The 25871-nt window shown below is 67.0% G+C and carries 28 protein-coding genes and 1 tRNA gene; 14 read left to right on the forward strand and 15 right to left on the reverse strand.

Translation table 11 applies throughout. The annotated features are described in order from the left end of the window. Positions 1 to 22 precede the first annotated feature (22 nt). A complete protein-coding gene (gene metE, locus HV783_RS05315; protein WP_144654918.1) occupies positions 23 to 2320 on the reverse strand; it encodes a 5-methyltetrahydropteroyltriglutamate--homocysteine S-methyltransferase in 2298 nt (765 codons plus the stop codon). A gap of 194 nt (positions 2321 to 2514) precedes the next feature. Here metE and HV783_RS05320 point away from each other — a divergent pair, with 194 nt between their 5' ends. Continuing rightward, positions 2515 to 3432 carry a LysR family transcriptional regulator gene (locus HV783_RS05320; protein WP_054501368.1) on the forward strand — a complete coding sequence of 306 codons (918 nt, stop codon included), beginning with the start codon at positions 2515 to 2517 and terminating at the stop codon, positions 3430 to 3432. Between the two features lie 68 nt (positions 3433 to 3500). Here HV783_RS05320 and recX read toward each other — a convergent pair whose 3' ends face one another. Together recX and recA are read right to left on the reverse strand one after the other, a co-directional pair. Continuing rightward, complete coding sequence (recX, locus tag HV783_RS05325; RefSeq protein ID WP_116791091.1) at positions 3501 to 4238, reverse strand: recombination regulator RecX; 738 nt, start codon at positions 4236 to 4238, stop codon at positions 3501 to 3503. A gap of 101 nt (positions 4239 to 4339) precedes the next feature. Next, positions 4340 to 5404, reverse strand: a complete 1065-nt coding sequence (gene recA, locus HV783_RS05330) for a recombinase RecA (RefSeq protein ID WP_054417614.1) — start codon at positions 5402 to 5404, stop codon at positions 4340 to 4342. Between the two features lie 380 nt (positions 5405 to 5784). Between recA and HV783_RS05335 the strand changes: the two genes are divergently transcribed. The 3 genes from HV783_RS05335 to HV783_RS05345 all read left to right on the forward strand — a co-directional run bounded on the left by HV783_RS05335 (position 5785) and on the right by HV783_RS05345 (position 9936). Next, a complete protein-coding gene (locus HV783_RS05335) occupies positions 5785 to 6474 on the forward strand; it encodes a response regulator transcription factor (protein WP_006393745.1) in 690 nt (229 codons plus the stop codon). Between the two features lie 115 nt (positions 6475 to 6589). Continuing rightward, on the forward strand, positions 6590 to 7966 hold the full coding sequence (locus HV783_RS05340; protein WP_175188808.1) for a sensor histidine kinase: 1377 nt from the start codon (positions 6590 to 6592) through the stop codon (positions 7964 to 7966). Between the two features lie 308 nt (positions 7967 to 8274). Beyond that, on the forward strand, positions 8275 to 9936 hold the full coding sequence (locus tag HV783_RS05345) for an MFS transporter (protein ID WP_054501371.1): 1662 nt from the start codon (positions 8275 to 8277) through the stop codon (positions 9934 to 9936). 400 nt (positions 9937 to 10336) lie between these two features. Here HV783_RS05345 and HV783_RS05350 read toward each other — a convergent pair whose 3' ends face one another. Continuing rightward, entirely contained in the window at positions 10337 to 10546 is a 210-nt protein-coding gene (locus tag HV783_RS05350) for a hypothetical protein (protein WP_006388393.1), read from the reverse strand. A 151-nt stretch (positions 10547 to 10697) separates the two neighbouring features. On the opposite strand from HV783_RS05350, the gene HV783_RS05355 reads away from it, so the two are divergent. Further along, positions 10698 to 11597 carry a recombination-associated protein RdgC gene (locus HV783_RS05355; RefSeq protein ID WP_006393742.1) on the forward strand — a complete coding sequence of 300 codons (900 nt, stop codon included), beginning with the start codon at positions 10698 to 10700 and terminating at the stop codon, positions 11595 to 11597. Positions 11598 to 11694: 97 nt separating this feature from the next. Here the strand turns inward: HV783_RS05355 and HV783_RS05360 are convergent, their stop codons facing one another. From HV783_RS05360 to HV783_RS05380, 5 genes are all read right to left on the reverse strand, one after another. Further along, entirely contained in the window at positions 11695 to 13107 is a 1413-nt protein-coding gene (locus tag HV783_RS05360) for a diguanylate cyclase (protein WP_054501373.1), read from the reverse strand. 131 nt (positions 13108 to 13238) lie between these two features. Continuing rightward, the gene (locus HV783_RS05365) at positions 13239 to 14531 is read right to left on the reverse strand and encodes an aspartate carbamoyltransferase (protein ID WP_054501374.1); all 1293 of its coding nucleotides are present in this window, start codon (positions 14529 to 14531) and stop codon (positions 13239 to 13241) included. Between the two features lie 101 nt (positions 14532 to 14632). Continuing rightward, complete coding sequence (locus HV783_RS05370; protein ID WP_054501375.1) at positions 14633 to 15046, reverse strand: hypothetical protein; 414 nt, start codon at positions 15044 to 15046, stop codon at positions 14633 to 14635. After that, positions 15046 to 15471 (reverse strand): BPTD_2524 family lipoprotein, encoded by a 426-nt coding sequence (locus HV783_RS05375; protein ID WP_054501376.1) that lies wholly within the window; start codon positions 15469 to 15471, stop codon positions 15046 to 15048. Before HV783_RS05375 ends, HV783_RS05370 begins: the two co-directional genes overlap by 1 nt. 130 nt (positions 15472 to 15601) lie before the next feature. Then, a complete protein-coding gene (locus HV783_RS05380) occupies positions 15602 to 15733 on the reverse strand; it encodes an entericidin A/B family lipoprotein (RefSeq protein ID WP_006388387.1) in 132 nt (43 codons plus the stop codon). Positions 15734 to 15857: 124 nt separating this feature from the next. Here HV783_RS05380 and HV783_RS05385 point away from each other — a divergent pair, with 124 nt between their 5' ends. Together HV783_RS05385 and HV783_RS05390 are read left to right on the forward strand one after the other, a co-directional pair. Continuing rightward, complete coding sequence (locus tag HV783_RS05385; protein WP_054501377.1) at positions 15858 to 16217, forward strand: hypothetical protein; 360 nt, start codon at positions 15858 to 15860, stop codon at positions 16215 to 16217. A 61-nt stretch (positions 16218 to 16278) separates the two neighbouring features. Continuing rightward, complete coding sequence (locus tag HV783_RS05390; protein WP_116791094.1) at positions 16279 to 16680, forward strand: hypothetical protein; 402 nt, start codon at positions 16279 to 16281, stop codon at positions 16678 to 16680. On the opposite strand, the gene HV783_RS05395 is transcribed toward HV783_RS05390, so the two are convergent. The 4 genes from HV783_RS05395 to HV783_RS05410 form a co-directional block, all read right to left on the reverse strand. Beyond that, positions 16662 to 17972 carry a TIGR03862 family flavoprotein gene (locus HV783_RS05395; protein WP_054501379.1) on the reverse strand — a complete coding sequence of 437 codons (1311 nt, stop codon included), beginning with the start codon at positions 17970 to 17972 and terminating at the stop codon, positions 16662 to 16664. The genes HV783_RS05390 and HV783_RS05395 overlap by 19 nt on opposite strands. A gap of 219 nt (positions 17973 to 18191) precedes the next feature. Further along, positions 18192 to 18536, reverse strand: a complete 345-nt coding sequence (locus tag HV783_RS05400) for a hypothetical protein (RefSeq protein ID WP_054501380.1) — start codon at positions 18534 to 18536, stop codon at positions 18192 to 18194. Positions 18537 to 18750: 214 nt separating this feature from the next. Continuing rightward, a tRNA-Met gene (locus tag HV783_RS05405) sits at positions 18751 to 18827 on the reverse strand. Positions 18828 to 18847: 20 nt separating this feature from the next. Next, the gene (locus HV783_RS05410; protein WP_175188789.1) at positions 18848 to 19228 is read right to left on the reverse strand and encodes a hypothetical protein; all 381 of its coding nucleotides are present in this window, start codon (positions 19226 to 19228) and stop codon (positions 18848 to 18850) included. A gap of 169 nt (positions 19229 to 19397) precedes the next feature. Here HV783_RS05410 and HV783_RS05415 point away from each other — a divergent pair, with 169 nt between their 5' ends. Continuing rightward, on the forward strand, positions 19398 to 20837 hold the full coding sequence (locus HV783_RS05415; RefSeq protein ID WP_175188790.1) for an aminotransferase-like domain-containing protein: 1440 nt from the start codon (positions 19398 to 19400) through the stop codon (positions 20835 to 20837). Next, positions 20834 to 21400: a DedA family protein gene (locus HV783_RS05420; RefSeq protein WP_054501383.1), complete on the forward strand. Its 567-nt coding sequence runs from the start codon at positions 20834 to 20836 to the stop codon at positions 21398 to 21400. The genes HV783_RS05415 and HV783_RS05420 overlap by 4 nt, the downstream gene beginning before the upstream one ends. Before the next feature lie 9 nt (positions 21401 to 21409). Here HV783_RS05420 and HV783_RS05425 read toward each other — a convergent pair whose 3' ends face one another. Next, complete coding sequence (locus tag HV783_RS05425) at positions 21410 to 21682, reverse strand: hypothetical protein (protein WP_231133013.1); 273 nt, start codon at positions 21680 to 21682, stop codon at positions 21410 to 21412. Between the two features lie 196 nt (positions 21683 to 21878). Next, complete coding sequence (locus tag HV783_RS05430; RefSeq protein ID WP_006393727.1) at positions 21879 to 22124, reverse strand: hypothetical protein; 246 nt, start codon at positions 22122 to 22124, stop codon at positions 21879 to 21881. 123 nt (positions 22125 to 22247) lie between these two features. Between HV783_RS05430 and HV783_RS05435 the strand changes: the two genes are divergently transcribed. The 5 genes from HV783_RS05435 to HV783_RS05455 all read left to right on the forward strand — a co-directional run bounded on the left by HV783_RS05435 (position 22248) and on the right by HV783_RS05455 (position 25846). Beyond that, positions 22248 to 22859 (forward strand): hypothetical protein, encoded by a 612-nt coding sequence (locus tag HV783_RS05435; RefSeq protein WP_054501384.1) that lies wholly within the window; start codon positions 22248 to 22250, stop codon positions 22857 to 22859. 44 nt (positions 22860 to 22903) lie between these two features. Further along, positions 22904 to 23362 (forward strand): Lrp/AsnC family transcriptional regulator, encoded by a 459-nt coding sequence (locus HV783_RS05440; protein ID WP_054501385.1) that lies wholly within the window; start codon positions 22904 to 22906, stop codon positions 23360 to 23362. Between the two features lie 68 nt (positions 23363 to 23430). Then, positions 23431 to 23739, forward strand: a complete 309-nt coding sequence (locus HV783_RS05445; protein WP_054501386.1) for a hypothetical protein — start codon at positions 23431 to 23433, stop codon at positions 23737 to 23739. 14 nt (positions 23740 to 23753) lie between these two features. Next, positions 23754 to 24734: a 4-hydroxythreonine-4-phosphate dehydrogenase PdxA gene (gene pdxA, locus HV783_RS05450; RefSeq protein WP_175188791.1), complete on the forward strand. Its 981-nt coding sequence runs from the start codon at positions 23754 to 23756 to the stop codon at positions 24732 to 24734. 134 nt (positions 24735 to 24868) lie between these two features. Then, a complete protein-coding gene (locus HV783_RS05455; protein ID WP_049072445.1) occupies positions 24869 to 25846 on the forward strand; it encodes a bile acid:sodium symporter family protein in 978 nt (325 codons plus the stop codon). The last annotated feature ends 25 nt before the right edge of the window (positions 25847 to 25871 follow it).

Below are 25871 nucleotides of genomic sequence, written 5' to 3' on the forward strand. Positions count from 1 at the left end.
AGACTGGCCCGAGCGTGGCGGCTCAGGCGGCGTCGCGCAGCGCGCGAGCGGCTTGCACCATGCCGCTCAGCGCGGCTTCGGTTTCAGGCCAGGCGCGCGTCTTCAGGCCGCAGTCCGGATTGACCCACAGCCGCTCCTTCGGCAGGCGGGCGGCGGCCTTCTGCATCAGGCCGACCATCCAGTCCACTTCGGGCACGTTGGGCGAATGGATGTCGTAAACGCCCGGGCCGATATCGTTGGGGTAGCGGAAGTCCTCGAACGCCTTGAGCAATTCCATGTTGGAGCGCGACGTCTCGATCGTGATCACGTCCGCGTCCATGGCGGCGATCGATTCGATGATGTCGTTGAACTCCGAATAGCACATGTGCGTGTGGATCTGCGTCTCGTCGCGCACGCCGGCGGTCGACAGACGGAAGCAGTCCACCGCCCAGTCCAGGTATGCCTGCCAATCGGCGCGGCGCAACGGCAGGCCTTCGCGGATCGCCGGCTCGTCGATCTGGATGACGCTGATGCCGGCGGCCTCCAGGTCCACCACCTCATCGCGCAGCGCCAGCGCCAGTTGGCGGCAGGTCTGTTCGCGCGGCTGGTCGTCGCGCACGAACGACCACTGCAGAATGGTGACCGGACCGGTCAGCATGCCCTTGACCGGCTTGTCGGTCAGCGACTGGGCGTACGAGGACCAGCCGACGGTCATGGGCGCGGGCCGGGCCACGTCGCCGAAGATGATCGGCGGCTTGACGCAGCGCGAGCCGTAGCTCTGCACCCAGCCATTCTTGGTGAAGGCGAAGCCGGCCAGCAGCTCGCCGAAGTATTCCACCATGTCGTTGCGCTCGGGTTCGCCGTGCACCAGCACGTCCAGGCCGACCTTCTCCTGGAAGCGGATCACTTCCTCGATTTCCTTGCGGATGGCGGTCTCGTAGGCCGCGTCCGTCAGCGCGCCCGACTTCCAGTCGCGGCGCAGCGCACGGATCTCGGCGGTCTGCGGGAACGAACCGATGGTGGTGGTCGGATAGGCCGGCAGGCCCAGTTCCTCCTGCTGACGGGCGATGCGGCCGGCGAATGGCGCGCGGTCACGCGACACGCTGGCCGACTCGGCCATGCGCTGCGCCACCGAGGGATTGTGGATGCGGCTCGACGAGCGACGCGCGGCCAGGGCGGCGCGCTGCCTGGCCAGGCCTTCCTGCACGCCGGCATCAGCCGCGCCGTCCAGCGCGCGACCCAGCAGGCTCAGTTCTTCCAGCTTCTGCGCCGCGAACGACAGCCAGCTCTTGAGTTCGGCGTCCAGCTCGGTTTCGTTGGCCAGATCCACCGGCACGTGCAGCAGCGAGCACGACGGCGCCAGCCACAGGCGCTCGCCCAGTTGCTGCCTGACCGGCGTCAGCGTGGCGAGGGCGGCGTCCAGGTCGGTGCGCCAGATGTTGCGGCCGTTGATGACGCCGGCGGACAGCACTTTGTCCGAGCCCAGGCCGGCCAGCACGTCGGCCAGTTGTTCGGGAGCGCGCACCAGATCCACGTGCACGCCGGCCACCGGCAGCGCCAGCGCCGTGCTCAGATTGTCCTTGAGGCCGTCGAAGTAAGTGGCGATCAGCAGCTTGACCGGGCTGGTCGACAGCGTGGCGTACACCTGCTTGAAGGCGTCGCGCCAGGCCTGCGGCAGGTCCAGCACCAGGATCGGCTCGTCGATCTGCACCCACTCCACGCCCAGCTTGGCCACGCGCGCCAGCACCTCTTCGTACACGGGCACCAGGTGAGCCAGCAGTTGCAGCTTGGCCGTATCGGCCGCGCCCTCGCCGAAAGCGTCGCCCTTGCCGAGGAACAGCCAGGTCAGCGGCCCCGGGATCACCGGCTTGACGGCGTGGCCCAATGCCTGCGCTTCCCCGATCTGCTCGAACAGCGATTCACGGGCGATGCGAAAGCTCTGGCCCGGCACCAGCTCCGGCACGATGTAGTGGTAGTTGGTGTCGAACCACTTGGTCATTTCGCAGGCGGCGGCGGGCTTGCCCGACGGGGCGCGGCCGCGTCCCATGCGGAACAGCGTATCCAGCGAGACCGGCTCGCTGTCTTTCTGGCCGAAGCGCGCGGGCACTGCGCCCAGCAGCGTGGTCCATTCCAGGATCTGGTCGTACCAGGCGAAATCGCCGACGGGCACGAACTTGACGCCAGCGTCGGCCTGTACCTTCCAGTGCCGGGCGCGCAGCTCGCGGCCCGTCTGCTCCAGCGCTTCGCCGGTCTGCTTGCCCGCCCAGTAGGCTTCGACAGCGCGCTTCAGTTCCCGCTGGGCACCAATGCGGGGGAACCCCAAATTATGAATCGTAGTCATGGCAATCCCGTCGTCAGACAAAATTTGTTCAAGTGCCAGCCATTCTGACGCCAAAGCAAAATGAATCAAAATCAATGTCTACATTTATAAGATGAAAAAACCTCATATAATGTGAGCACACTCCCTCCGGGGCTGGCAGTCCCGGCCGCGGATCGCCACGCCCTTCACACCCTCATCCTCGCCGTTGCCGCCCCATGCTGGAAATCCGCCATCTCGAAACGCTGACCGCCATCCGTGAAGGCGGCAGCCTGCAGGAAGCCGCCGACCGCCTGCACCTGACCCAGTCAGCCCTGTCACACCAACTGCGCGATCTGGAGACCCGCCTGGGCACGCCGCTGCTGAACCGCCGCACCCGCCCCGCCCGCCTGACCACCGCGGGCCTGCGCGTGCTGGCGCTGGCCGACGAAGTGCTGCCGCGCATCCGCGCCACCGAGCGCGAATTGCAGCGGCTGGCAGCCGGCCGCACCGGCCGCCTGCACCTGGCCATCGACTGCCATTCCTGCTTTCAGTGGTTGATGCCGGCGCTGGACGCGTTCCGCGCGCAATGGCCGGACGTGGCGCTGGATCTGTCGGCGGCGTTCTCGTTCGCCCCCCTGCCCGCGCTGGTGCGCGGCGATCTGGACCTGGTCATCACGTCCGATCCCCAGCAACTGGACGCCGTCGAATACCTGCCGCTGTTCAAATACGAGCTCGTGCTGGCCGTGTCCGAATCGAATCCGCTGGCCGGCAGCAAGTTCGTCATGCCGGACCAGTTGGCCGACCAGACGCTCATCACCTATCCGGTGGACAGGCAGCGCCTGGACATTTTCACGGCATTCCTGGATCCCGCTGATGTCGAACCCGCCGCGATCCGCAAGGCCGAACTCACGCCCATCATCGCGCAACTGGTGGCCAGCAATCGCGGCGTCGCGGCCCTGCCCAACTGGGCCCTGACCGAATACATGAACCAGGGTTGGCTGCGCCTGTGCCGCCTCGGCCCGCAGGGTGTGTGGCGAACGCTGTACGCGACGGTGCGCAGCGAAGATACCGACGCTTCGTACATCGACGAATTCCTGACGCTGACGCGCGACGTTTGTTTCAAAACGCTCAGCGGCATCAAGTCGGCAAAATAAGCGCGGCAGAAAAACAGGCGCGGCGGCCGGCGCATGCCGGCGCGCGCCGCGCCAAGCACGCGGCCGACTCAGTCGTCGTCGCCCGCCCCCAGGATGCGACGGATGACGTCATGCGCAAAGCCACGACTGGCCAGGAAGCGGGCCTGCTTGGCATAGGAGGCGCGGTCCTCGGGCCTGGCGCCGAAGCGTTTCTGCCAGACCTCGAGCGCGCGCTCGTATTCGGTGGCGCGCAATTGCTCGCGCAGCTCGGACACCTGGGCATCATCCACGCCGTGCTGGCGCAATTCCTGCACGATGCGGGCCGCCCCCTGGCGCGAGGCGCGGCGATGCACCAGGCTTTGCGCAAACCGCTCGGTCGACAGCCAGCCTTCCTTTTCCAGCGCGTCCAGCACGCGCTCGACCTCATCGGGGTCTTCGGCATGGGGCGCGAGTTTGCGCGCCAGCTCATTGCGGGCATGCTCGCGCCGCGACAGATAACCCACCGCGCGCATTTTCAGCGAGGGTCCCTTGGGGGGCGTGCGGGGCTTGTCTTCGGATGTCCGCGCCCCTTCGTCCGTGCCATCGCCGTCACCGTCCTTGCCACGCCGGCCGCGTCCACTGGCCGCGCGCCGTTCGGAGCTGCGCTGCCACTGCGACGCCGGGGCGCTCGCGCCCTCTGGATCCTGGCCCGACGCCGCGGTGGATTCGGCCGCCCGCCGCAGGTCGGACGTGCGGCGCAGCCCCTCGGGCTTGGCCACGGTCTCGAATTCATCGTCCAGCCTGGCGCGCAGGCGATCAGCGGACGTGACGGGCGGTTTCCAGCTCATGCGCTTCCTCTATGTGCCAGCGGCAGGCCTCCCGGGACGGGAGCCTGCCGCTGGCGGCCGGACTGGCGAGCCCGGCGCTATCCGATGACGCGACGACGCGATTACTCGTCGCTGTCGTCTTCAGCGGTGGGCACGAATTCCGCGGCGCGGCTGACGATGCCCTGGTTCTCACGGACCCGGTTCTCGATCTCGATGGCCAGTTCCTTGTGTTCCTTCAGGTATTCACGGACATTGTCCTTGCCCTGGCCGATGCGGTTGCCGTTGTAGCTGTACCACGCACCCGACTTGTCCACCACGTTGGCGGCCACGCCCAGGTCAATGATTTCGCCTTCGCGCGAGATGCCGGCGCCGTACATGATGTCGAACTCGGCCTGCTTGAACGGAGGCGCAACCTTGTTTTTGACGACCTTGACGCGGGTTTCGTTGCCGACGACCTCGTCGCCCTTCTTGATCGAGCCGATGCGGCGGATGTCCAGGCGCACCGAGGCGTAGAACTTGAGCGCGTTGCCGCCGGTGGTGGTTTCGGGGTTGCCGAACATCACGCCGATCTTCATGCGGATCTGGTTGATGAAGATGACCATGCAGTTGGTCTTCTTGATGGTGGCGGTCAGCTTGCGCAGCGCCTGGCTCATCAGGCGAGCCTGCAGGCCGGGCAGCGAATCGCCCATTTCGCCCTCGATTTCGGCCTTGGGCACCAGCGCCGCAACCGAGTCGACCACGATCAGGTCGACGGAGCCCGAGCGCACCAGCGCGTCGGTGATTTCCAGCGCCTGCTCGCCCGTGTCCGGCTGCGAGATCAGCAGGTCGGCCAGGTTGACGCCCAGCTTCGAGGCGTACTGCACGTCCAGCGCGTGTTCGGCGTCGACGAAGGCGCACGTGCCGCCCAGCTTCTGCATTTCGGCCACGACCTGCAGGGTCAGGGTGGTCTTGCCCGAGGATTCCGGACCGTAGATTTCCACCACGCGGCCGCGCGGCAGGCCGCCGACGCCCAGCGCGATGTCCAGGCCCAGCGAGCCGGTCGACACCACCTGGATGTCATGCGAGACCTCGTTGTCGCCGTAGCGCATGATCGAGCCCTTGCCGAACTGCTTTTCGATCTGCGAGAGCGCGGCGGCCAGCGCCTTGGCTTTTTCCGAAGCGGCGGCCTTGGTGGTTTTGTCGTCCATGTAGTGTCCTGTCAGGTCTGGGTCTGTAACGTATCGGGGCGCGGCACGGGGTGTCGGTCAGCGCGCGGGTTGTCGCAAGGGGTGATCGGGCCGTTGCCTGACAGTTGTTGCCAGAAAACTGGCAGTGCAAACTGTGGCGCTCAAGCGTGATCGGTAAAGCGATAGCGCAGATTATGGCATCGGATTGTACTGTACAAAAAACCAGTGTGCCACAGTTTTCCACGTATTCCCTGAGTGGGCAAGCCCGGTGCCGTATGACAGAATCGAGGAAAAAACTGGCGCTATGTCCCCATTGCGCTCCCGGCACGCCGCCCCGGCATCCCACCGAAGGCGGCACGCGTGCGCCGCTCACCCGGCGCCCTTCTTCTTTTCGACTGCCCATGCGCATCCTGATCGCGGAAGACGACAGCATCCTGGCCGACGGCCTGTCACGCTCGTTGCGCCACAACGGTTACGCGGTCGACGCCGTCCGCGACGGCCTGGCGGCCGATTCGGCGCTGGCGGCCCAGGCCTTCGACCTGCTGATCCTCGACCTGGGCCTGCCGCAACTGGCCGGCCTGGAGGTCCTGCGCCGGCTGCGCGCCCGCAATTCCGCCCTGCCCGTGCTGATCCTGACCGCCGCTGACAGTATCGAGCAACGCGTCAAGGGGCTGGACCTGGGCGCCGACGACTACATGGCCAAGCCCTTCGCCCTGTCCGAGCTGGAAGCCCGCGTGCGCGCCCTGACCCGCCGCGGCGCGGGCGGCGGCGCCACGCTGCTCAAGCATGGCCGGCTGGTGTTCGACCAGACCGGGCGCGTGGCCATGGTCGACGACCAGACGCTGGACCTGTCCGCGCGCGAGGTCAGCCTGCTGGAAATCCTGCTGACCCGCAGCGGGCGCATGGTCAGCAAGACCCAACTGGTGGACCACCTGTGCGAATGGGGCGAGGAAGTCAGCACCAATGCCATCGAGGTCTACGTGCACCGCCTGCGCAAGAAACTCGAGCCCAGCGGCGTGAAGATCGTGACGGTGCGCGGCCTGGGCTATTGCCTCGAACGGGACCAGGGTGCGGCCTACCTCGCAAGCTGAATCGCCACAGCCGGAAGCGCTCAACCAGGAAGCGCTGGATGTGATGCAGGCCGGGGCCCGCGGTCCCAGCTTCGCGCCGCCGCAACGCTCGCTCCTGGGCGAGATCCTCGACTGGATGCTGGCGCCCCTGTTCCTGCTGTGGCCGATGAGCGTCGCCATCACCTACGTGGTGGCGCAGAACATCGCCAACGCGCCCTACGACCGCGCGCTGGCCAACAACCTGCACGTGCTGACGCGCCAGGTGCACGCCCAGGATGGCCGCGCGGTGCTGCGGATGACCGACCCGGCGCGCGATGTGCTGCGCGCCGACGAGACCGACAGCGTGTTCTGGCTGGCGCTCGGCAGCCGCGGTGAATACCTGGGCGGCGACCGCGCCCTGCCCCTGCCCGCTTCCGTCGGCCAGCCGCGCCCCGGCGAGGTCCAGTACGAGGACGACACCCTGCGCGGCTTCGGCGTGCGCCTGGCCTTCACCTGGGTCGATCTGAACCTGCCCAATACCCAGCCGGCGCTCTTGATCGTGGCCGAGACGGTCGAAAAGCGCACCCAACTGGCCAACGACATCATCAAGGGCGTGATCATTCCGCAGTTCGTGGTGCTGCCGATCGCGGTGCTGCTGGTATGGTTCGGGCTGTCGCGCGGCGTGGCGCCACTCAATGCGCTGCAGCAGCGGCTGCGGGCGCGCCGGCCGGATGACCTGTCGCCGATCGACGAACGCGCCGCCCCCTCCGAGATCGCCCCGCTGGTCGCGGCCATGAACGACCTGCTCGACAGGCTGTCGGACAACGTCCAGGCGCAGCGCCGCTTCGTCGCCGATGCCGCGCACCAGTTGAAAACCCCGCTGGCGGGCCTGCGCACCCAGGCCGAGCTGGCCCTGCGCGATGCCAGTCCCGAGGAGATGCAGGCCAGCCTGCGCCAGTTGGTGACCGGCTCCGAGCGCGCCACCCGCCTGGTGAACCAGTTGCTGCTGCTGGCGCGGGCCGAAAACCCCAGCGCCATCGGACTGGCCGCCACCGACCTGAACGCCATCGCCTACGAACAGGCGATGCACTGGGTGCCGCAGGCGCTGTCGCTCGGCACCGACCTGGGCTTCGAAGGCTCGGAGACCCCGGTCGAGATCAACGGCAACCCGCTGCTGCTGGCGGAACTGCTCAACAACCTGGTGGACAACGCGCTGCGCTATACGCCGCGCGGCGGCCACATCACGGTGCGCGTGCAGGCGCAAGGCGACCAGGGCGTGCTGGAGGTCGAGGATTCCGGCCCCGGCATCGCCCCGGAAGAGCGCGAGCGCGTGTTCGACCGCTTTTACCGCGTGCTGGGCACGCTGTCGGACGGTAGCGGACTGGGTCTGGCCATCGTCCGGGAGATCGCGCAGAAGCACCAGGCCACCGTCGTGGTCACCGACCACCCGACCCCGCACTCGAACCTGCCGGGCACGCGCATCCGGGTCGTCTTCCCGCTCTACGTCGAACCCGTCGACGACCTCGGCGACTGAGGCCGGCCCCCCCCCGCCCCCCGACGGGCGCCTCGCGCCGGCCCAGGCGTTTCCCGCCCGGCGTGGTCGCGCGCCGCGCTTGCCGCCACGCAAGTTCCCCGCTCCGTCCCTAGGACTATCCCTAGCCCTCCCAGGGAATTTTACTTTTTGTTTCAAATTTAAGATTCAGGTAAGGGTTCCGTCAGAACCTCGTCAGCCTCGCGCCCCAACCTTGCGATAGCTCGATGTCGGCCCCGCCGGCGGAGGGTCAAGCACGGCGGAAAACCGCCGGCCAGAAAAATCGAGGAGACATCATGAGCACAACTACCATGGCAGGTCGCGGTCCATCCGCGGATCCGCGCCCGATGACCAAGGATGAACGCCGTGTCATCTTTGCCTCGTCGCTGGGCACGGTGTTCGAGTGGTACGACTTTTATCTGTACGGTTCGCTGGCCGCGATCATCGCCCAGCACTTCTTCTCCGGTGTGAACCCGACCGCGGGCTTCATCTTCGCGCTGCTGGCCTTCGCCGCCGGCTTCGCGGTGCGTCCGTTCGGCGCGCTGGTGTTCGGCCGACTGGGCGACCTGGTCGGACGTAAATACACCTTCCTGGTCACCATCGTGCTGATGGGCCTGTCCACCTTCCTGGTGGGCGTGCTGCCCAGCTATGCCAGCATCGGCATCGCCGCGCCCGCCATCCTGATCATTCTGCGCCTGCTGCAAGGCCTGGCGCTGGGCGGTGAATACGGTGGCGCCGCGACCTACGTCGCGGAACACGCGCCGCATGGCCGCCGCGGCTTCTACACCTCCTGGATCCAGACCACCGCGACGCTGGGCCTGTTCCTGTCGCTGCTGGTGATCCTGGGCATCCGCTCGTTCATGGGCGAGGACGACTTCAAGGCCTGGGGCTGGCGCATTCCGTTCCTGATCTCGGTCGTGCTGCTGGGCATCTCGGTGTGGATCCGCCTGCAGTTGAACGAATCGCCGACCTTCAAGCGCATGAAGGAAGAAGGCAAGGGTTCGAAGGCGCCGATCGCCGAATCGTTCGGCCAGTGGAAGAACCTGAAGGTGGTACTGCTGGCGCTGCTGGGCCTGACCGCCGGCCAGGCCGTGGTCTGGTACACGGGCCAGTTCTACGCGCTGTTCTTCCTGACGCAGACGCTCAAGGTGGACGCCAACACCGCCAACATCATGATCGCCATCGCGCTGCTGATCGGCACGCCTTTCTTCGTGATCTTCGGCGCGCTGTCGGACAAGATCGGCCGCAAGCCCATCATCATGGCGGGCTGCCTGATCGCCGCCGCGACCTACTTCCCGATCTTCCAGGGCATCACGCACTTCGCCAACCCCGCGCTGGAAAAGGCGCAGGCCACCGCCCCGGTCACCGTCATCGCCGATCCGACCACCTGCTCGTTCCAGTTCAACCCGGTGGGCACCGCCTCGTTCACCAGTTCGTGCGACGTGGTCAAGTCGTTCATGGCGCGCAATTCGGTGAACTACAAGAACGAAGCGGCTCCGGCCGGCTCGGTCGCCAAGGTCAAGATCGGCAGCGACGAGTTCGCCTCGTTCGACGGCAAGGGCATGGCGCCGGCCGACTTCAAGGCCAAGGCCGCCGAACTCGACAAGGCCCTGACCGCCGCCATCCGCAGCCACGGCTACCCCGCCAAGGCGGACCCGGCGCAAAGCAACAACGTCATGGTCGTCGTGCTGCTGACCATCCTGGTGATCTACGTGACCATGGTCTACGGCCCGATCGCGGCGATGCTGGTGGAAATGTTCCCGACCCGCATCCGCTACACCTCGATGAGCCTGCCCTATCACATCGGCAACGGCTGGTTCGGCGGCTTCCTGCCCCCGGTCGCCTTCGCCGTGGTGGCCGCCACCGGCAACATCTACGACGGCCTGTGGTACCCGATCATCATTGCGGTGATGACCCTGGTCATCGGCACGCTCTTCGTGCGCGAAACCAAGGACAACGACATCAACGCCTAACGACCATCCCCCGCCGGGCGGGACTGCTGCGCCTGCCCGGCCTTTCAAAAGCTCCCCTGGGAGCTTTTTTTTTGCGCTCGCGCCGGCTGGAAGACCTGATACGGTCTGACGTCTGCTCGATTCAGGACCCTGTCAGACCCTCGCCGTTAGACTGGCGCTTCAGATTACGGCCTTGCGCCTCTTCGCCCGGCGATTGATCCCCCTGCCAGGCGATTGCAGGGCCAGTGTTCTGACACCGATACCGCGTTCCCCGCGAGCCTTTTATGACGCGGTATTGTGTGCTCCCGTACCGGCCCGGCCTCTATTGAGCCGGGCCGCTTTTTTTGTCCGGACGCGTTCCGTGCGCGCAAGAAAAAGGCGGCCTCGCTTCGGCCGCCCGGGCACTGCGCGGGGCCGCGCCTCAGCGGCGCATGCCCACCCCGATGACCAGCACGCCGGCCACGATCGCAGCAATCCCTGCCCACATCGGAATCGGCACGGACTTCTCGGTCTCGGCCGTGGCCTTGACCGAACCGACCTGCAGCACGGTTTCCTCGGACTTGTAGCTGAAGCCCTTATACGCCAGGGCGGCGATGCCCAACACGATCAGGATGGCGCCGACAATCTTCATGCTTCTTCTCCTATTGCACAGGGGTGACGCGGACATTACCGCAAGGCTGCCCCCCTGTCAGTGACAGAACGTGTCGCCTGCCCCCATCGTATTGCACCGCTGCGGCAAAGCGGCCCGCGTCGTATAGAATCAACCCTTTTGGCCGACGCTCATGTGGTTCAAGAATCTCAAGATTTACCGTCTCTCCTCGCCGTGGACGCTGACCGGCGAGCAGCTTGAAGAAACGCTTGCGCGGCATGCCTACCAAGCCGGCAACAACCTCGAAATGCAAAGCCTGGGCTGGGTTCCGCCGCGCGAAAACGGCGGGCTGGCGCACGTCGTCGGCGGGCAGATCCTGCTGAACCTGCGCGCCGAGAAGAAGCTGCTGCCCAGCACCGTGGTCAACCAGGTCGCCAAGGCGCGCGCCCAGGAGATCGAAGAACAGCAAGGCTACAAGCCGGGCCGCAAGCAGATGAAGGAAATCAAGGAGCGCGTCACCGACGAGCTGCTGCCGCGCGCCTTCAGCGTGTACCGCGACACCCGCGTGTGGATCGACCCGCAGAATCACTGGCTGGTGATCGACGCCGCCGCCTCGGCCAAGGCCGACGAAGTCATCGGCCTCTTGGCCAAGTGCGTGGATCCGTTCCCGCTCGAAAACCTGTACGTGGCCCAATCGCCCGCCTCGGCCATGACCGGCTGGCTGGCCGAGGACGAGGCGCCGAGCAACTTCAGCATCGACCAGGACACCGAACTGCGTTCGTCCGGCGAAAGCGGCGCGGCCATCCGCTACGTCAAGCACTCCATCGACGCCGACGACGTGCGCAGGCACATCCAGTCGGGCAAGCAATGCACCCGCCTGGCCATGACCTGGGCCGACCGCATTTCGTTCGTGCTGACCGAAGGCCTGGACGTCAAGCGCGTCGCGCCGCTGGACGTGCTCAAGGAAGGCAACGACACCGTCGCCACCAATGACGACGAAAAATTCGACTCCGACATGATGCTGATGACGGGCGAGCTGGCCAAGATGCTGGCCGAGCTGGTCGACGCGCTGGGCGGCGAAAAGAAGATCTGAGCCCCGCGCTCCGGCTTCACCGCGACAGGCCGCTCCTGGGGAAGCGGCCTTTTTCATGGCGCGGCGGGACGGCGGCTGGCAAGCCGCGCAACCGCCGTCAGGCAGCGACGCTGCGATCGCGGCCCGACTGCTTGGCCTGGTAGAGCGCCTTGTCGGCGCGGTCGATCAGATAGGCGTAGTCCGGATGCCCATCGAAGGCCGCCACGCCGATGCTGGCGGTGATGCGCAAAGCGCCCACTTCCGGAATCATGAAGGCGTGCCGGCGGATCTCGGCGCCCAGTTTCTCGGCCACCAGCAGGGCCGCGTCGCGCGCCGTGTCCACCAGCACCACCAGGAATTCCTCGCCGCCGTATCGAAACACGAAGTCACTCGAACGACAGGATTGATGCACCACCTCGGCGAACTGCCGCAGCACCTGGTCGCCGCCCGCGTGGCCATGCTGGTCGTTGACCGCCTTGAAGTGGTCGATATCCAGCAGCAGCACCGAGAACGTCGAGCGCTCGCGCGTGGCGATCAGGATCTCGCGGCCGATCACCGACGGCAGGAAGCGGCGGTTGAGCACGTTGGTGAGCGGATCGCTGCCGCTTTCGATCTCGGCCACCATGTCGAACAGGCCGTTGAGCAGGTGCTTGATGCGCGCCACCAGTTCCTGCAATTCGCGCACCTGGTCCGGCAGCGACGCCGGGCCGCATTGCAGCAGGCCGGGCAGCACCACGTCGTCCAGCCGCTCCACCGCCTCGGTAATCTGCCGCAGCGCCGGCGCGCTCTCGAACAGCACGCCACCCTTGTGCTGCAGCCACAGGCCGAACTCGGAGGCTGCCAGGCGCGGCAACACCTGCTCCGGCGCGCGATAGTGCAGGCCGATCAGCACCGCCTGGCTCCATTCGAGCAGGGCGGCGCGCTGGCGCTCGCGCTCGGTGGAAATGTTCTGTCCCAACGCGAACAGCCGATAGGCCTCGTCATTGCGGGCGCCGCGGTTGATGTCGCGCATGAAGGCGCGGCTCATCTGCTCGATCGCCAGGTCGAAAAGATTGCAGACGTACTGCGTCGCGACCGAGGCCGCCACGCCGTCCAGGTCGCTGGCGCGCAGGCGCATTGCGATTTCGTTTTTCAGGATGCGGGCGCCGGCCATCACCAAGTGGATCGGGATGTGCACGCGCGCATGCACCTCTCCCACCTTCTTCTGTACCGCCATCAGCGCCGCGATGTCGCCCTGCTCGCGTACGCACAGCAGGCCCTTGAGCCAGCCCTTCATGCCCTTGTGCAGGCGGGTGGCGACAATTTCGTGCGACAGGCGCGGGCCGGCCTCAGCATCGGCCAGCAGGGTGGAATAAAAGGCGTCGACCAGCTCGTCGGCGCTGTCGGACACTACCGCCGCGACCTGGCCGCGGGTATAGGCATCGACCGACGAATAGACCGCCTGCCAGGCCTGGGCATTGGACGCGCTCAGGTAGCACGCCTGCCCGGCGGGATCAGGAGAAGACGGGACTGTGCGACTGCTCGAAGACATAAGACCATCCGACCGAAGATTCCATGGCGTGTCTCGGAGCGACACGCGACAGGAAAAACCAGCGCGGATTATGCTTGAAATCGCCGGCGTCGGCCGTCATGACGGCCGCGCCCCGCTGCCTCGCGAACGCCTTACTCCAGGCCGTGGAACACCGAGTCGTCTGGGCCGATATGCGACGGGTGCTGCCAGGTGACATCGCGCAGCGAGTGTTGCACCAGCCCTTCCACGCCCAGCAGCACCGCGAAGATGGCCATGCGGATGGGGATGCCGTTGTCGGTCTGGCGGAAGATCGCCAGGCGCGGATCATGGTTCAGGTCCACGCTCAGGTCGTTGGCGCCCGGCCGGCTGTCGCGCGGCAGCGGGTGCATGACGATGGTGTCCGGGCCGCAATACGCGTCGATGATGGCGCGGTTGATCTGGAAGTCCGGCGTGTAGCCCTCGTTCTCTTCGTTGGCAAAGCGCTCTTTCTGCACCCGCGTCGCGTAGATCACGTCGGCGCCCGCCAGGCCTTCGGCCAGCGAGGTCTTCTGCTCGATGATGTTGCCGTTGCGGCTGGCCTGCTCGATGATGTAGGCGGGCATTTCGAGCCCCTTGGGCGACACCAGCGAGAACTTGACGTTCTTGTACAGCGCCATCAGCTTGATCAGCGAATGCACCGTGCGGCCGTACTTCAGGTCGCCGACCATGGCGATGTGCGCGCCGTCGAGCAGCTTGCCCAGGCGCGAGAACTCGGTGAGGATGGTGTACAGGTCCAGCAGTGCCTGGCTCGGGTGCTCGCCGGGGCCATCGCCGCCGTTGACCACCGGGATGTTGGTGGCGCGCGCGAATTCGGCCACCGAACCCTGGTCGGGATGGCGGATCACCATCGCATCGACGTAGCCGCTCATGACGCGGCTGGTGTCGTAGATGGACTCGCCCTTGGCCATCGACGAGAAGGTGAAGCCGGTGGTGTCGCAGACCGAGCCGCCCAGGCGGCAGAAGGCCGAGCCGAAGCTGACTCGGGTGCGCGTGCTGGCCTCGAAGAACAGGTTGCCCAGCACCGCGCCTTCCAGTACGCGCGACACTTTCTGGCGGCGCGCGATGGGCTGCATCATGTCGGCCACGCGGAACAGGTCTTCGACCGATTCGCGCGTGAACTGGTCCACCGACAGCAACTGGTTCTTGCCCTCGACCGCGATCCGCTCACGCAGCGGGCCATCTTGTACGCTTTGCGTATATTTTTCGAGCAGCACGCCGTTTTGCACGATCTCGCTGACGAAACGCTGCACCACTTCCGGCATCGCGCGGAACTCCTGCGAGCCCTCCGGCAGCAGCCAGGTATCAAGCGCGCGGCGTTTGACGCCGATTCGGGTCGCGAACACGTCGCGCGTGAGATTCAGGCGGCGCATCGCATCGCGCAGGAAAGCTTGCTGGGAAATGGTCATGACAGGTCCCGAAGAAAGGGGTTATATACGCACTGCGCATATTATTCCCAACGCAAATGCATGTCCAACATTTTTGCGCACACGGGTTTACCCTCGAAATCTCAGCGTCGAGCGTAGGTTGTCATCTGCGACGCGGCATCCGTCGTGCCCTGCCCCGTCGCCAGCCAGCAGCCGGCGCAGAACGCCAGGGCGCTGACGAGGTAGCAGAGCATGGCCAGCACCTGCGCCGGCAGGTGCGCCCGGGTCACATGGCCAGTGTAGCCCTGGCGCAACAGGCTTACCTGCGCCAGGTAGGCGAACAAGACCCCGAGGCAGGCCAGCAGCAGCCCGGCCAGCAACAGCAGCAGTGGCAATTGCAGGTCGGGCGCGGCGATATCGCCCCCGACGATGCCCAGCGAGAACGCAGCCAGCCCCAGCGCGGCGCCGCCGTTCAGCCACCCCAGGAAGCGGAACGCGCCGGCCAGCAGCGCGAACGGCAGGCCGGCGGCGCGCAACTGCCGGGCGCGCGGGTCCATTAGTCTTCCTTGCGGCAGACCGGCGTGGCGGTCTGGATGGAGGTGCGCGCGGCGGCGATCTCGGCCGCGTTCCAGCGGCCCTGCCCCAGCACGGTCACGGTGACCTTGGCCTTGGCCGGGCCGTCGGCCTCGGCGGAAATCAGTTCGAGGATCTTGGCGGTTTCCCCCACCTTGTAGACCTGGACTTCGTCCGGCGCGCCTTTCTCGCCAAGGACATGCTTCCAGGCATACGCCACGTTGTACGGATGCTGCACGTTCACATGGCAGGTGCGCACGTATTCGCCGGCGCGGCGGAACGCCGCCTGGTAGTTGGTATCCACGCTGAAGGTTTCCTTCAGCACGGTATCGGCCTCGTAAACGCCCGTGCTGGCGCAACCGCCCAGCAACGCCATCAACGTGACACCCACCCATACAGACTTGCGCATGATTCTTCCTGCCATCGGATTCGGATTCCCGCGATTATGCCAGCGGCCGCAAAAAGGCCACGCCCGAAATGTCGCGACATTTCTGCGTGGCCCTGGCCGCGCCCGGGGGCGCGAGGAACGCCCGGCACCCTTATTTGGTCGCGGCGCCCTCGATCTTCTCGCCGCCGCGCTGGATATCCTTGCCCGCGCCGGCCACGGTATTGCACCCCGCCGACATGGCGGCAATCGAAAGCAGCATGACGAGAATCACTTTGTTCTTCATGGGCATCTCCTTGTCGAGGCGTGAAAACCGCAGCCAGCATACCGCAAAGACCACCGTTTGCGCAGGGTCCGCCCCTCCCCCGTACGCCTGTCGCGTATTTGGCGGCAATGGATTAGGATGCGCTATGAACAAGAAACACGTATCGGAAAACGCGGGCGGCACGCCCCAGGCATGGGGCTGGGAACAGCCGCAATGCCGCGGGCAGGCTGCGCTGGCGCTCTTCATCGACGATCTGCACCGCATTCTGCAGAATTACACCGCCGGCAGGTTGGCCGCCAGCGGCTCGCTGGCCGACGCCCAGGAACAGGTCGACCAGTTGCTGGCGCGATACAACGAGATCGCCGCCGCCCCCGAGATTTTCCTGGGCCAATCGGTCCAGCTCAAGGAGGGCGTCGATCGCAGTGGCGTCTCGCACACCGTACCTATTTTTTCCGCGCGCCTGAAGCAGTCCCTGGTCGCGATGCTTGGACAAAGACCCGGCTGACCCATCTCCGGCGCGCGCCTGCCGCCGGCCAGAACCGCTCCAAAGAGAGGGAGACCGAAGCATGAATACAGACAATGTCGTGGAGTTTCTCCGCCGGCTGTCGCTCGACGTCTCGCTGGGCGCGGCCGCCCAGCACGCCGCGAGCCAGGCGGATGCGCCTCTGGCGTTGGCCCGCCTGGCCACCGCGCACGGCTTGCCTTGCAGCGCCTCCGACTGGTCGATGTTCACCCGCGACTGCCTCGATGCCACCGACAGCGCCGAAAGCGAAACCTTCTCGGGCGACGCCAGGATCTGGCAGTTGGTGCAGGACCCGGGCCAGGGCACCAGCATGCCGGCCAGCGCCATCACCCGCGTAATCGGCATCGCCACGCAACCCGACGGCCCGACCGTCGTCGGCCATGTCGTCAACGATCTGGCGCCGCGTTCAGCCCAGGGCTCCTCGCCCTATCCCGGCAGTTCCTGATCCGGCGCGCCGACCATTGCCAGAAACGCCGCCACGCCGTTGGCGGCCACCACCCCGCTGGCCATGCACGCGGTCAGCAGGTAACCGCCGGTCGGCGCTTCCCAATCCAGCATTTCCCCTGCGCAGAACACGCCCGGCGCCTGGCGCAACATCAGGCCGGGCTCGAGCGCGTCGAACGCCACGCCGCCGGCGGTGCTGATGGCCTCGTCCATCGGACGGGCACGCACCAGCGTGAGCGGCAGGGCCTTGATCAGCCGGCCCAGGCGCGCCGCGTCGCGGAAATCGTCGGCGCCGGCGCACTCGCGCAGCAGGCCGGCCTTGACGCCGGTCAGCCCCAGCCGGCTCTGCAGGTGGCTGGACATCGAGCGCGCGCCGCGCGGATGGGTCACGGCCTGCAGCACCCGTTCCTGCGTCCAACCCGGCGCCAGGTCGAGCAAGGCGACCGCCTGCCCGGCCGCCTCGATGCGGTCGCGCAGCGGCGCCGACAACGCGTAGACCAGGCTGCCCTCGATGCCGTGTTCCGTCACGACGAACTCGCCCTTGCGGGCCGGTCCCGGTCCCGCCTCTCCCACGCAACGCAGCGTGACGGACTTGACTGGCTGGCCGGCGTGGCGCTGGCGGAAGTGTTCGGACCACGCCACCTCGAAGCCGCAATTGGCCGCGCGCAGCGGCGCCGTGGCGATCCCGTGCGCCGCCAGTCCGGGCAGCCAGGCGCCATCCGACCCCAGCTTTGCCCAACTACCGCCGCCCAGGGCCAGCACCACCGCATCGGCCGCGCAGGCGCGCAAGCCATCGGGCGTGTCGAAGCGCAGGTCGGCGGCGCCCGGCGCCCGGTCCGGCGGCCACCCGAGCCAGCGATGGCGCATATGGAAACGCACGCCGCTGGCGCGCAGGCGCGCCAGCCAGGCGCGCAACAGCGGCGCCGCCTTCATTTCGGCGGGAAAGACGCGGCCCGACGAACCGACGAAGGTCTCGATCCCGAGCTGGGCCGCCCATTCCCGCAAGCCATCGGCATCCAGCGCGCGCAGCCAGGGCGCGATCTGCGCCGCGCGTTCGCCATAGCGCGCCAGGAACGGCGCCGCGGCCTCGCTGTGGGTCAGGTTCAAGCCGCCACGTCCGGCCATGAGGAACTTGCGGCCGACCGACGGCATCGCGTCGTACACATCGACCTGCATCCCCCGCGCGGCCAACCCTTCGGCCGCCATCAGGCCGGCCGGCCCGCCGCCGATAACGGCCACGCGCTTGGCGGATGGACTCAGGGCGCCCGGGGGCGGATACGGGTTGGAATGCATGGCGGCGGAATTCGGAAAAGCCAGGGCGGGACGGGCCGCCGGGGCTGCGATTGTCGCACGCGGCGGCGCCCCCTCCGGCCGCCGTCCCAGCCGGATGAAAAAAAGCCCCGCATGGGGCATTTTTTCATCGCAACGGCCAAGCCATTGATATTGCGGCGATATTGCGACATGCGCAACGCCTATCCCAAGGCTTGTCCACAGCCGCTGTGGGTAACTGCGCTAAGCGTTGCCAGCGGCCTGCATCGGCCCGGACCAGGGTTCGGCATCGAGCTGGAAGCGCAATTCCTGGAACTCGCCGTCGACAGCGACCGAGCGCAGCAGACCCGACCCCAGCGCCTGTCCCATCGCGCGGCGGCACAGGGTTTCGGGATCGTCCGGCAACGACTGGAACACGCCATCGGGAATGCGCAGCCGCAGCAGCGCCTGGGGATCGCCGCGTTCAGCGGGCCGCCCGATGTGGATGTGAGCCGGATAGCCGTGCGGGCACCAGATGCCCACGTGGTACTTGCCTTCGCTGCCGGTATCGGCGACATAGCCGGGATGATCGTATTTTGCCGTGCCCATGGCCCCTCCTCGTGTGCGGCGGACTCGCGCGCTTGAGCCATGGTAGCGCAGCGTCCGCCGCCTGTCCGGACCCGTGACCCCGGGAAACTCCGGACTGGAACGCCGGCTTGATGCAGGGCAAGCGGGGACGAAAAAAGAGGTAAACCACGCCGGACACGGGCGCCCGGAAAAACAAAAAGCCTTGATTTCGGCATGAAATCAACGCTTCGAAAGCTGGTTGCGGGGGCAGGATTTGAACCTACGACCTTCGGGTTATGAGCCCGACGAGCTGCCAGACTGCTCCACCCCGCGTCTGATGTGTGAATCATACATCATTTTGAAATCTTGTGCAGCGCACCCAGCGCATTGGGCTGATTATTTTTGCTCTCCGCGCCAAAAAAACCCGTTGCGAAGGCCGCGACGCGCGCCAGCAGGCCGGGCGGATCCAGACAGATCGCCTGCGCGTGGCCGACCGCCGTCAGCATCAAGGGACCGCCTTCCGGCAGACGATGGCTTTCGCCCGCGTTCAGACGCATCGACGGCGGCAAATAGCGGCCTGGCGGCATATCCGAGCGATACGGCGGCTCGGCCACCATCAGGCCGCCGCTGACGCAGACGATGAACGCGCCACCACGCAGGCGCACCTGGCGGCTGGCGCCGGGCAGCAGATCAATATGTTGCGAACGCGTTTCGGGGGCGGAAAACAGGGCCATGGGAATCTCCAATCTGACCCCCTCAGACTACGTCCGCCCTGTTTTGCGCAACAGCCACACAATCCCTCTTTCTGTACCGATGCAGCCTCTCGATTTCGACCCTGTTATGGTGTACTTTGCGTGAATCTGTGCCTACCCTCAATCCAACCTAGGGGAGCATGATCGGCGCATGGACCCGCAACCGCTATACCTACGCCTGGCAAACCACTACCGGCGCGCCATCCAGAACGGGGTCCTGGCCCCGGACCAGCGCATGCCGTCCGTGCGCACCCTGGTGCGCACCCATCACGTCAGTCTCTCGACCGCGCTACAGGCCTGCCGTCTGCTCGAGGACGACGGTTTGATCGAAGCTCGCCCCCGTTCCGGCTACTTCGTCCTCAAGCCGCGCCGCAACAGCATCCCGCCCGTCAACGAACCGGACATCCGCCAGACGCTGGGAGCGGCCCAGTACGTCGGCATCCACGACCGCGTGTCGGATTTCATCGCCAAATGCGAGGCCCATCCCGTGAGCGCCAACTTCGCGCTCGCGGCGGCGGTGCCGCAAGCCTATCCGATGGAAGACCTGAAGCAGGCCATGATCCGCGCGCTGCGACAGTCGCCCGAGGTGCTGGTCAGCCCGGTGCCGCCGCAGGGCCATCCCGAGCTGCGCACGGTGCTGGCGCGGCGCGCGCTGGCCAACGGCATCAACGCCACGCCTGATGACGTCATCGTGACGCACGGCTGCATCGAGGCGTTGAACCTGGCGTTGCGCGCCGTGGCCCGGCCGGGCGACACCATCGCGGTCGAGTCGCCCACCTACTTCGGCCTGCTGCAGATCCTGGAAAGCCTGGGCATGCGCGCGCTGGAAATTCCCACCAGCCCGCAACACGGCCTGTCGATCGAGGCGCTGGACCTGGCATTCCAGACCCACGGCAACATCCGCGCGGTAGTGGTGGTGCCGAACTTCCAGAACCCGCTCGGCTGCGTCATGCCAGACGCCGAGAAGGCGCGCCTGGTGGCCCTGTGCGAACGCCAGCAGGTGCCGCTGATCGAGGACGACACCTATGGCGCGCTGAACGACGACGACACGCCGCTGGCCGCGGCCAAGTCCTGGGACCCGACTGGCAACGTCATCTACTGTTCGTCGCTGCACAAGACGCTGGCGCCGGGCATGCGCCTGGGCTGGCTGCTGGGAGGCCGCTGGAAAGCCCGCATCGCCATGCTGAAATTCGCGCAGAGCCGGCCCAACGAACCGCTGGCGCAGATCGCGGTGGCCGAATACCTGGGATCGCGCGCCTACGACCGGCACCTGGCGCGGCTGCGCCGGCAATTGAAGACGCAGCGCGAGCAGACCGCCGAAGTCATCGCCGCGCATTTCCCGCGCGGCACCCGCCTGAGCATGCCGACCGGCGGCATGCTGCTGTGGCTGGAGATGCCGGACGGCCGCTCGGGGATGGACGTCTTCGAGGCCGCCCTGCGGCAGGGCATCCGCGTGGCGCCGGGCGCGATGTTCTCCAACGGCACGCGCTACGACCATTTCCTGCGCATCAGTTGCGGACAGCGTCACACGCCCGAGATCGCGCGGGCGCTGATGAACCTGGCGCGCATCGTCGGCGAACGCCAGCCATGAATCCGCAGTTGCATCAATTCATCGTCGACTACGGCCTGTGGGCGGTACTGGGCGGCACCCTGCTCGAAGGCGAAAGCGTGGTCGTGCTGGCGGGCTTCCTGTCGCACCAGCGCCTGCTGCACCTGCCCTACGTAATGCTGTGCGCGTTCGCCGGCTCCTTCCTCGCCGACCAGGCCCTGTTCTATCTGGGCCGCCGCTACCGCGAGCATCGCTACGTGCGGCGGGTCCGCGCCCAGCCCGCGTTCGGCAAGGCGCTGGCGGCGGTCGACCGCTATCCGCATGGCTTCATCCTGGCGTTGCGCTTTCTCTATGGACTGCGCACGGTGGGTCCGGTGGCGCTGGGGGTCTCGCAGGTGTCGTCGCTGCGTTTTCTGGTCCTCAACGCCATCGCCGCCGCGATCTGGGCGGTGTGTTTCAGCCTGGTGGGCTATGTATTCGGGCAGACCATCGAGTCCCTGCTCGGCCGCCTGCATGGCGTGGAAACCAAGCTGGCGGTGGCCGTGGCGATCGGCGTGGCGACCTGGCTGGTCTACCGGCTGTATGCGCGGCGCCGGCGCCGCTGACCGCGTTACTCAAAAGACCAGCTTGCCGCTGGCGCGCAACACGTGGCGGCGGCGCGCCTTGCGATACAGGGAGCCGATGAACGGCAGCAGGGCCAGCCGCCGCAGGATGGGATGACGCTGGTCGAAGTCGTGCCAGGCCTTGAAGCCATGGCCCAGGCGCTCCCAGCTTTGGCGCGCCTCGGGAGAGAGTTTGCCGGGGTCGAACGCCGCCAGCTTTGCCGCTTCCGAGACCCGGGCCGCCAGGCCACGGTTCCGGTGTTCCGATGGATACTGATTCCGCATGGGGCGGCATATTACCCGGCTTGCGGGACCTCTGCCGGCCCCTGTCGCGCGGTGAACACAGGCGGTTTTGGCGCCGCCTTTGATCGCGCTTTGCAAGCCGTTGTAATCAAAGAAAAAAAGCGTTCTATGCCCGCACTATCCCAAGGCTTGTCCACAGAAGTTGTGGGTAACTCCGGCACACCGCCGGGACCCGCGGCTACTTCAGCGCGGCGATGATCTGGTCGCGCACGCTCTCGAAACCCGCCACGTACTGCGGGTTTTCCGAACGGGCCAGCAGGCTGGAATAGTTCTGCTCCAGTTGCGCCTCGATCGCCTCGCGCAGGCCCGGCGAGCCCTTGGCCAGGTGCAGCATCGTCAGCAGCGCCGAGTTGAGCGCGTCGATGCGGCCGCCCTGATGCGAAATGGTATGCACGATGACCGCGATTTGTTCCTGGATGTCCATGGGAAAAGCCCTCCTGGCAATGAATATCGGCGCAAATCCTAGCATGGGCGGGGCGGGGCGCTGGGCAAGCGCCGCCGTGCGCGCTAGCATCGGGCATAGCGCGGCATAAACGGAGCGTGCCCCATGAAGACGATCCACGACTATGTGCCCCCCGACGCGGCATCGCTGCGGCGGCTGCAGGAACGGCTGGGATACAGCGATGCGCAGATGGCCGAACTGGCCGGCCTGGACGCTGCGGTGCCCTGGTCCAGCTACGTGGGCGGCCCGCGGCCGCGCGCGCTTGGGCAGCAGCGGCTGCTGGGCATCGCAGCCCGCCTGACGCTGGATGAGTCGGCCTGGCAAGGCGTGCTGGCGGCCATGCGCGACGCCGGCGCGCACTTCGACTACGGTTCCGCCGACGCGCCCAGCGCCGCGCCGCCGGTGGCCGCCCCGCCCGCCGCCCAGGAAGAACACAAGTTCGGCATGCGGCTGGTCAGCGAGCACGGCGCCTTCCACGAGATGGAGCAGTTGCGCGAGTTCGCCCACCACGTGCAGGAATTCGGCGTCAGCGACCTGGTGCGCGAGGCCCGCTACGACAGCGCCGCGGACCTGTGCCGCTTCACGCTGGCGCCGGCGCGAGAGCCGGACGCCGCCCGTCGCGACCGGGTCTTCGACGCGGCCTCCCGGACCATCACGCGCTTTGCCTTCGACGGGCGCGTCTATCAAGGCGGCGTTCCGCCCGAATCCGACGGCTGAGCCGCGCATTGACTTGCGCCGCATCGCCCCTGTATGGTCCGCGCATGAAAGAACGCCTAGATGCCATCGACCGGCAACTGCTCAGCCTGCTGCAGGCCAATGCCCGCGAACCCGCCGCCATCCTGGCGCGCAAGCTGGGGCTGGCGCGCACCACCGTGGTGGCGCGTATCGCCCGGCTCGAACGCGAGAGCATCGTGGCGGGCTACGGCGTGCGCCTCGGCCGCCTGCTCGAAGAGGCCGCGGTGCGTGCCTACTGCTTCATCAGCGTCCTGCCCAAGACGCCAGCGGCCGTCATCCGTGAACTCGAGAAGATGCCGGAGGTCGAGGAAGTGTCCTCGGTCAGCGGACCGCATGACTACCTGATCTTCCTGCGTTGCGAAACCCATGAACAGCTCGACGCGCTGCTGGACCGCATCGGCCTGATCGAAGGCGTCAAACAGACGCAGACCTCCATCGTGCTCAGCCGCAAGGTCGACCGCCGCAGCGCGGTCGGCGCCCCGTAGCCCTCCCCGGCGGGCGGCGGGGGCGGCATAATGTTGTAATGTGGCCAATTGCCTTTTACGGATCTCCCATGCTCGCACGCCTTGCCTTCGTCTCCGCCATGCTCGCCCTGCTGACCGCCTGTTCCAGCATGAGCGAGGTGACGCCCACGGGCAAGAATGGCTACAGCGTCACCTACAGTTCCGGCACGCAGTTGCTGACGTGGGTCGAAATCAAGAACCAGGCCTTGCAGCGCGCCGACCAGTACTGCCAGTCCATCGGGCGCAAGCTGCAAAAGCCGTCTGTGACGTCCAACCACGCCACGGGCCTGGGCTCCAAGCGCGCAACGGTCACGTTCGAATGTGGCCAGATCGAACCGCCAAAGGGCGCCAAGCAGTAATCCAGGAACACATCGTGAACACTCCCCCACCCGTGGGCATCACCATGGGGGATGCCGCCGGCATCGGCCCCGAAATCGTCGTCAAGGCCTGCGCCCAGGGCCTGAACGCGCCTTGCGTGGTATACGGTGACGCCGGCGCCTTGCGCCGCGCCGCAGGCGCGTTGGGAGCGCGCCTGGAGATCACGGAAATCGCGCACGCCGGCCTGGCCAGCGGCGATGCCGGCCGCATCGAGGTCATCGCCTGTGGCGGCGCGTTGCCGCCCGACCTGCCCTTCGGGCAGGTCAACGCCGCGGCCGGACGCGCCGCCTACGAGTACGTGTGCGCCGCCATCGATGACGCCCAGGCCGGACGCATCCGCGCGATCGTCACCGCGCCGCTGAACAAGCAATCCATGCACGAGGCCGGTATCGACTATCCCGGCCACACCGAAATCCTGGCGGAGCGCTCGGGCACCGACGACTTCGCCATGATGCTCGCCAACGACGAACTGCGCGTGCTGCTGGTGACCATCCACCTCGCCCTGGCCGACGTCATGGAGCGCATTACGCCGGAGGCCGAGCTGACCGCCATGCGCCTGGCCGACCGCGCCTGCCGCCAGATGGGCATCGCCCATCCGCGCGTCGCGGTGGCTGGCCTGAACCCGCACGCCGGCGAAGGCGGCAAGTTCGGCCGCGAGGACATCGACATCATCGAGCCGGCCATCCGTCAGGCACGCGACGAGGGCATCGACGCCAGCGGTCCGTGGCCCGGCGACACAGTCTTCATGCGGGCCCGCCGCGGCGAGTTCGACATCGTGGTGGCCCAATACCACGACCAGGGCCTGATCCCGGTGAAGTACCTGGGCGTGGACCACGGCGTCAACGTCACCGTCGGCCTGCCGTTCGTGCGCACCAGCGTCGACCATGGCACCGCGTTCGACATCGCCGGCAAGGGCGTGGCCGACCAGGCCTCGCTGATCGCCGCCTTCGACCTGGCCCTGGCCATGACGCCCTGACCGCCCACGGCGGGGCCGGCAGGCGGACACCCGCCCGGCCCGCCATAGGGCGGCACGCGCCCGAGGTCTACAATACGCCCCGATTCCGGCGCCCTGGCGCGCCGCCGCTTTCCGTCATTGCCCCTACCCCCTCCATGTCACGTCTTGTCCGTCTCCTGCCCGATCGCTTCACCCTCTACCTGATCTGCACCGTCATCATCGCCAGCATCGTGCCCGCCCATGGCCAGGGCGTGGTGGTGTTCGGCTGGATCACCAACATCGCGGTCGGCCTGCTGTTCTTCCTGCACGGCGCCCGCCTGTCGCGCGAAGCCATCATCGCCGGCCTGACGCACTGGAAGCTGCACCTCACGATCTTCTCGGCCACCTTCCTGATGTTCCCGCTGCTGGGCCTGGCGCTCAAGCCGGTGCTGGAACCGCTGGTCACGCCCGAGCTCTACCTCGGCATCCTGTTCCTGTGCTGCCTGCCGGCCACGGTGCAGTCGGCCATCGCTTTCACCTCGATGGCGCGCGGCAACGTGCCGGCGGCGGTCTGCAGCGCCTCGGCCTCGAGCCTGCTGGGCATTTTCCTGACGCCGCTGCTGGTCGGCACGGTGGTCGCCAACGCCGGCAGCGCGCCGATTTCGTTCGACGCGGTCGGCAAGATCATGCTGCAGTTGCTGCTGCCGTTCGTGCTGGGTCAGTTCGCGCGTCGCTGGATCGGCGCCTGGGTGCACAAGCGCAAGGCGATGCTGAAATTCGTCGACCAGGGTTCGATCCTGCTGGTGGTCTACACCGCGTTTTCGGAAGCCATCAACGAGGGCCTGTGGCGCTCCACGCCGATCCCGGCGCTGCTGGGCCTGGTGGCGTGCTGCGCCGTCATCCTGGCGCTGGCGCTGGGCCTGTCTGCGCTGGCCGGCAGGATGTTCGGCTTCAACCTGCCCGACCGCATCACGCTGCTGTTCTGCGGCTCCAAGAAGAGCCTGGCCAGCGGCATTCCGATGGCCCAGGTGCTGTTCGCGGGCCACGCGGTAGGCGCCATCGTGCTGCCGCTGATGCTGTTCCACCAGATCCAGTTGATGGTCTGCGGCGTCCTGGCCGCGCGCTACGGCAAGCGGCCCGAAACGGAAGAATGATTCCGCCACGCCAGCATGAAAAAGC

The sequence above is a fragment of the Achromobacter dolens genome, from assembly GCF_902859745.1.
In the GTDB taxonomy this organism is placed as follows: Bacteria; Pseudomonadota; Gammaproteobacteria; order Burkholderiales; family Burkholderiaceae_B; genus Achromobacter; species Achromobacter dolens.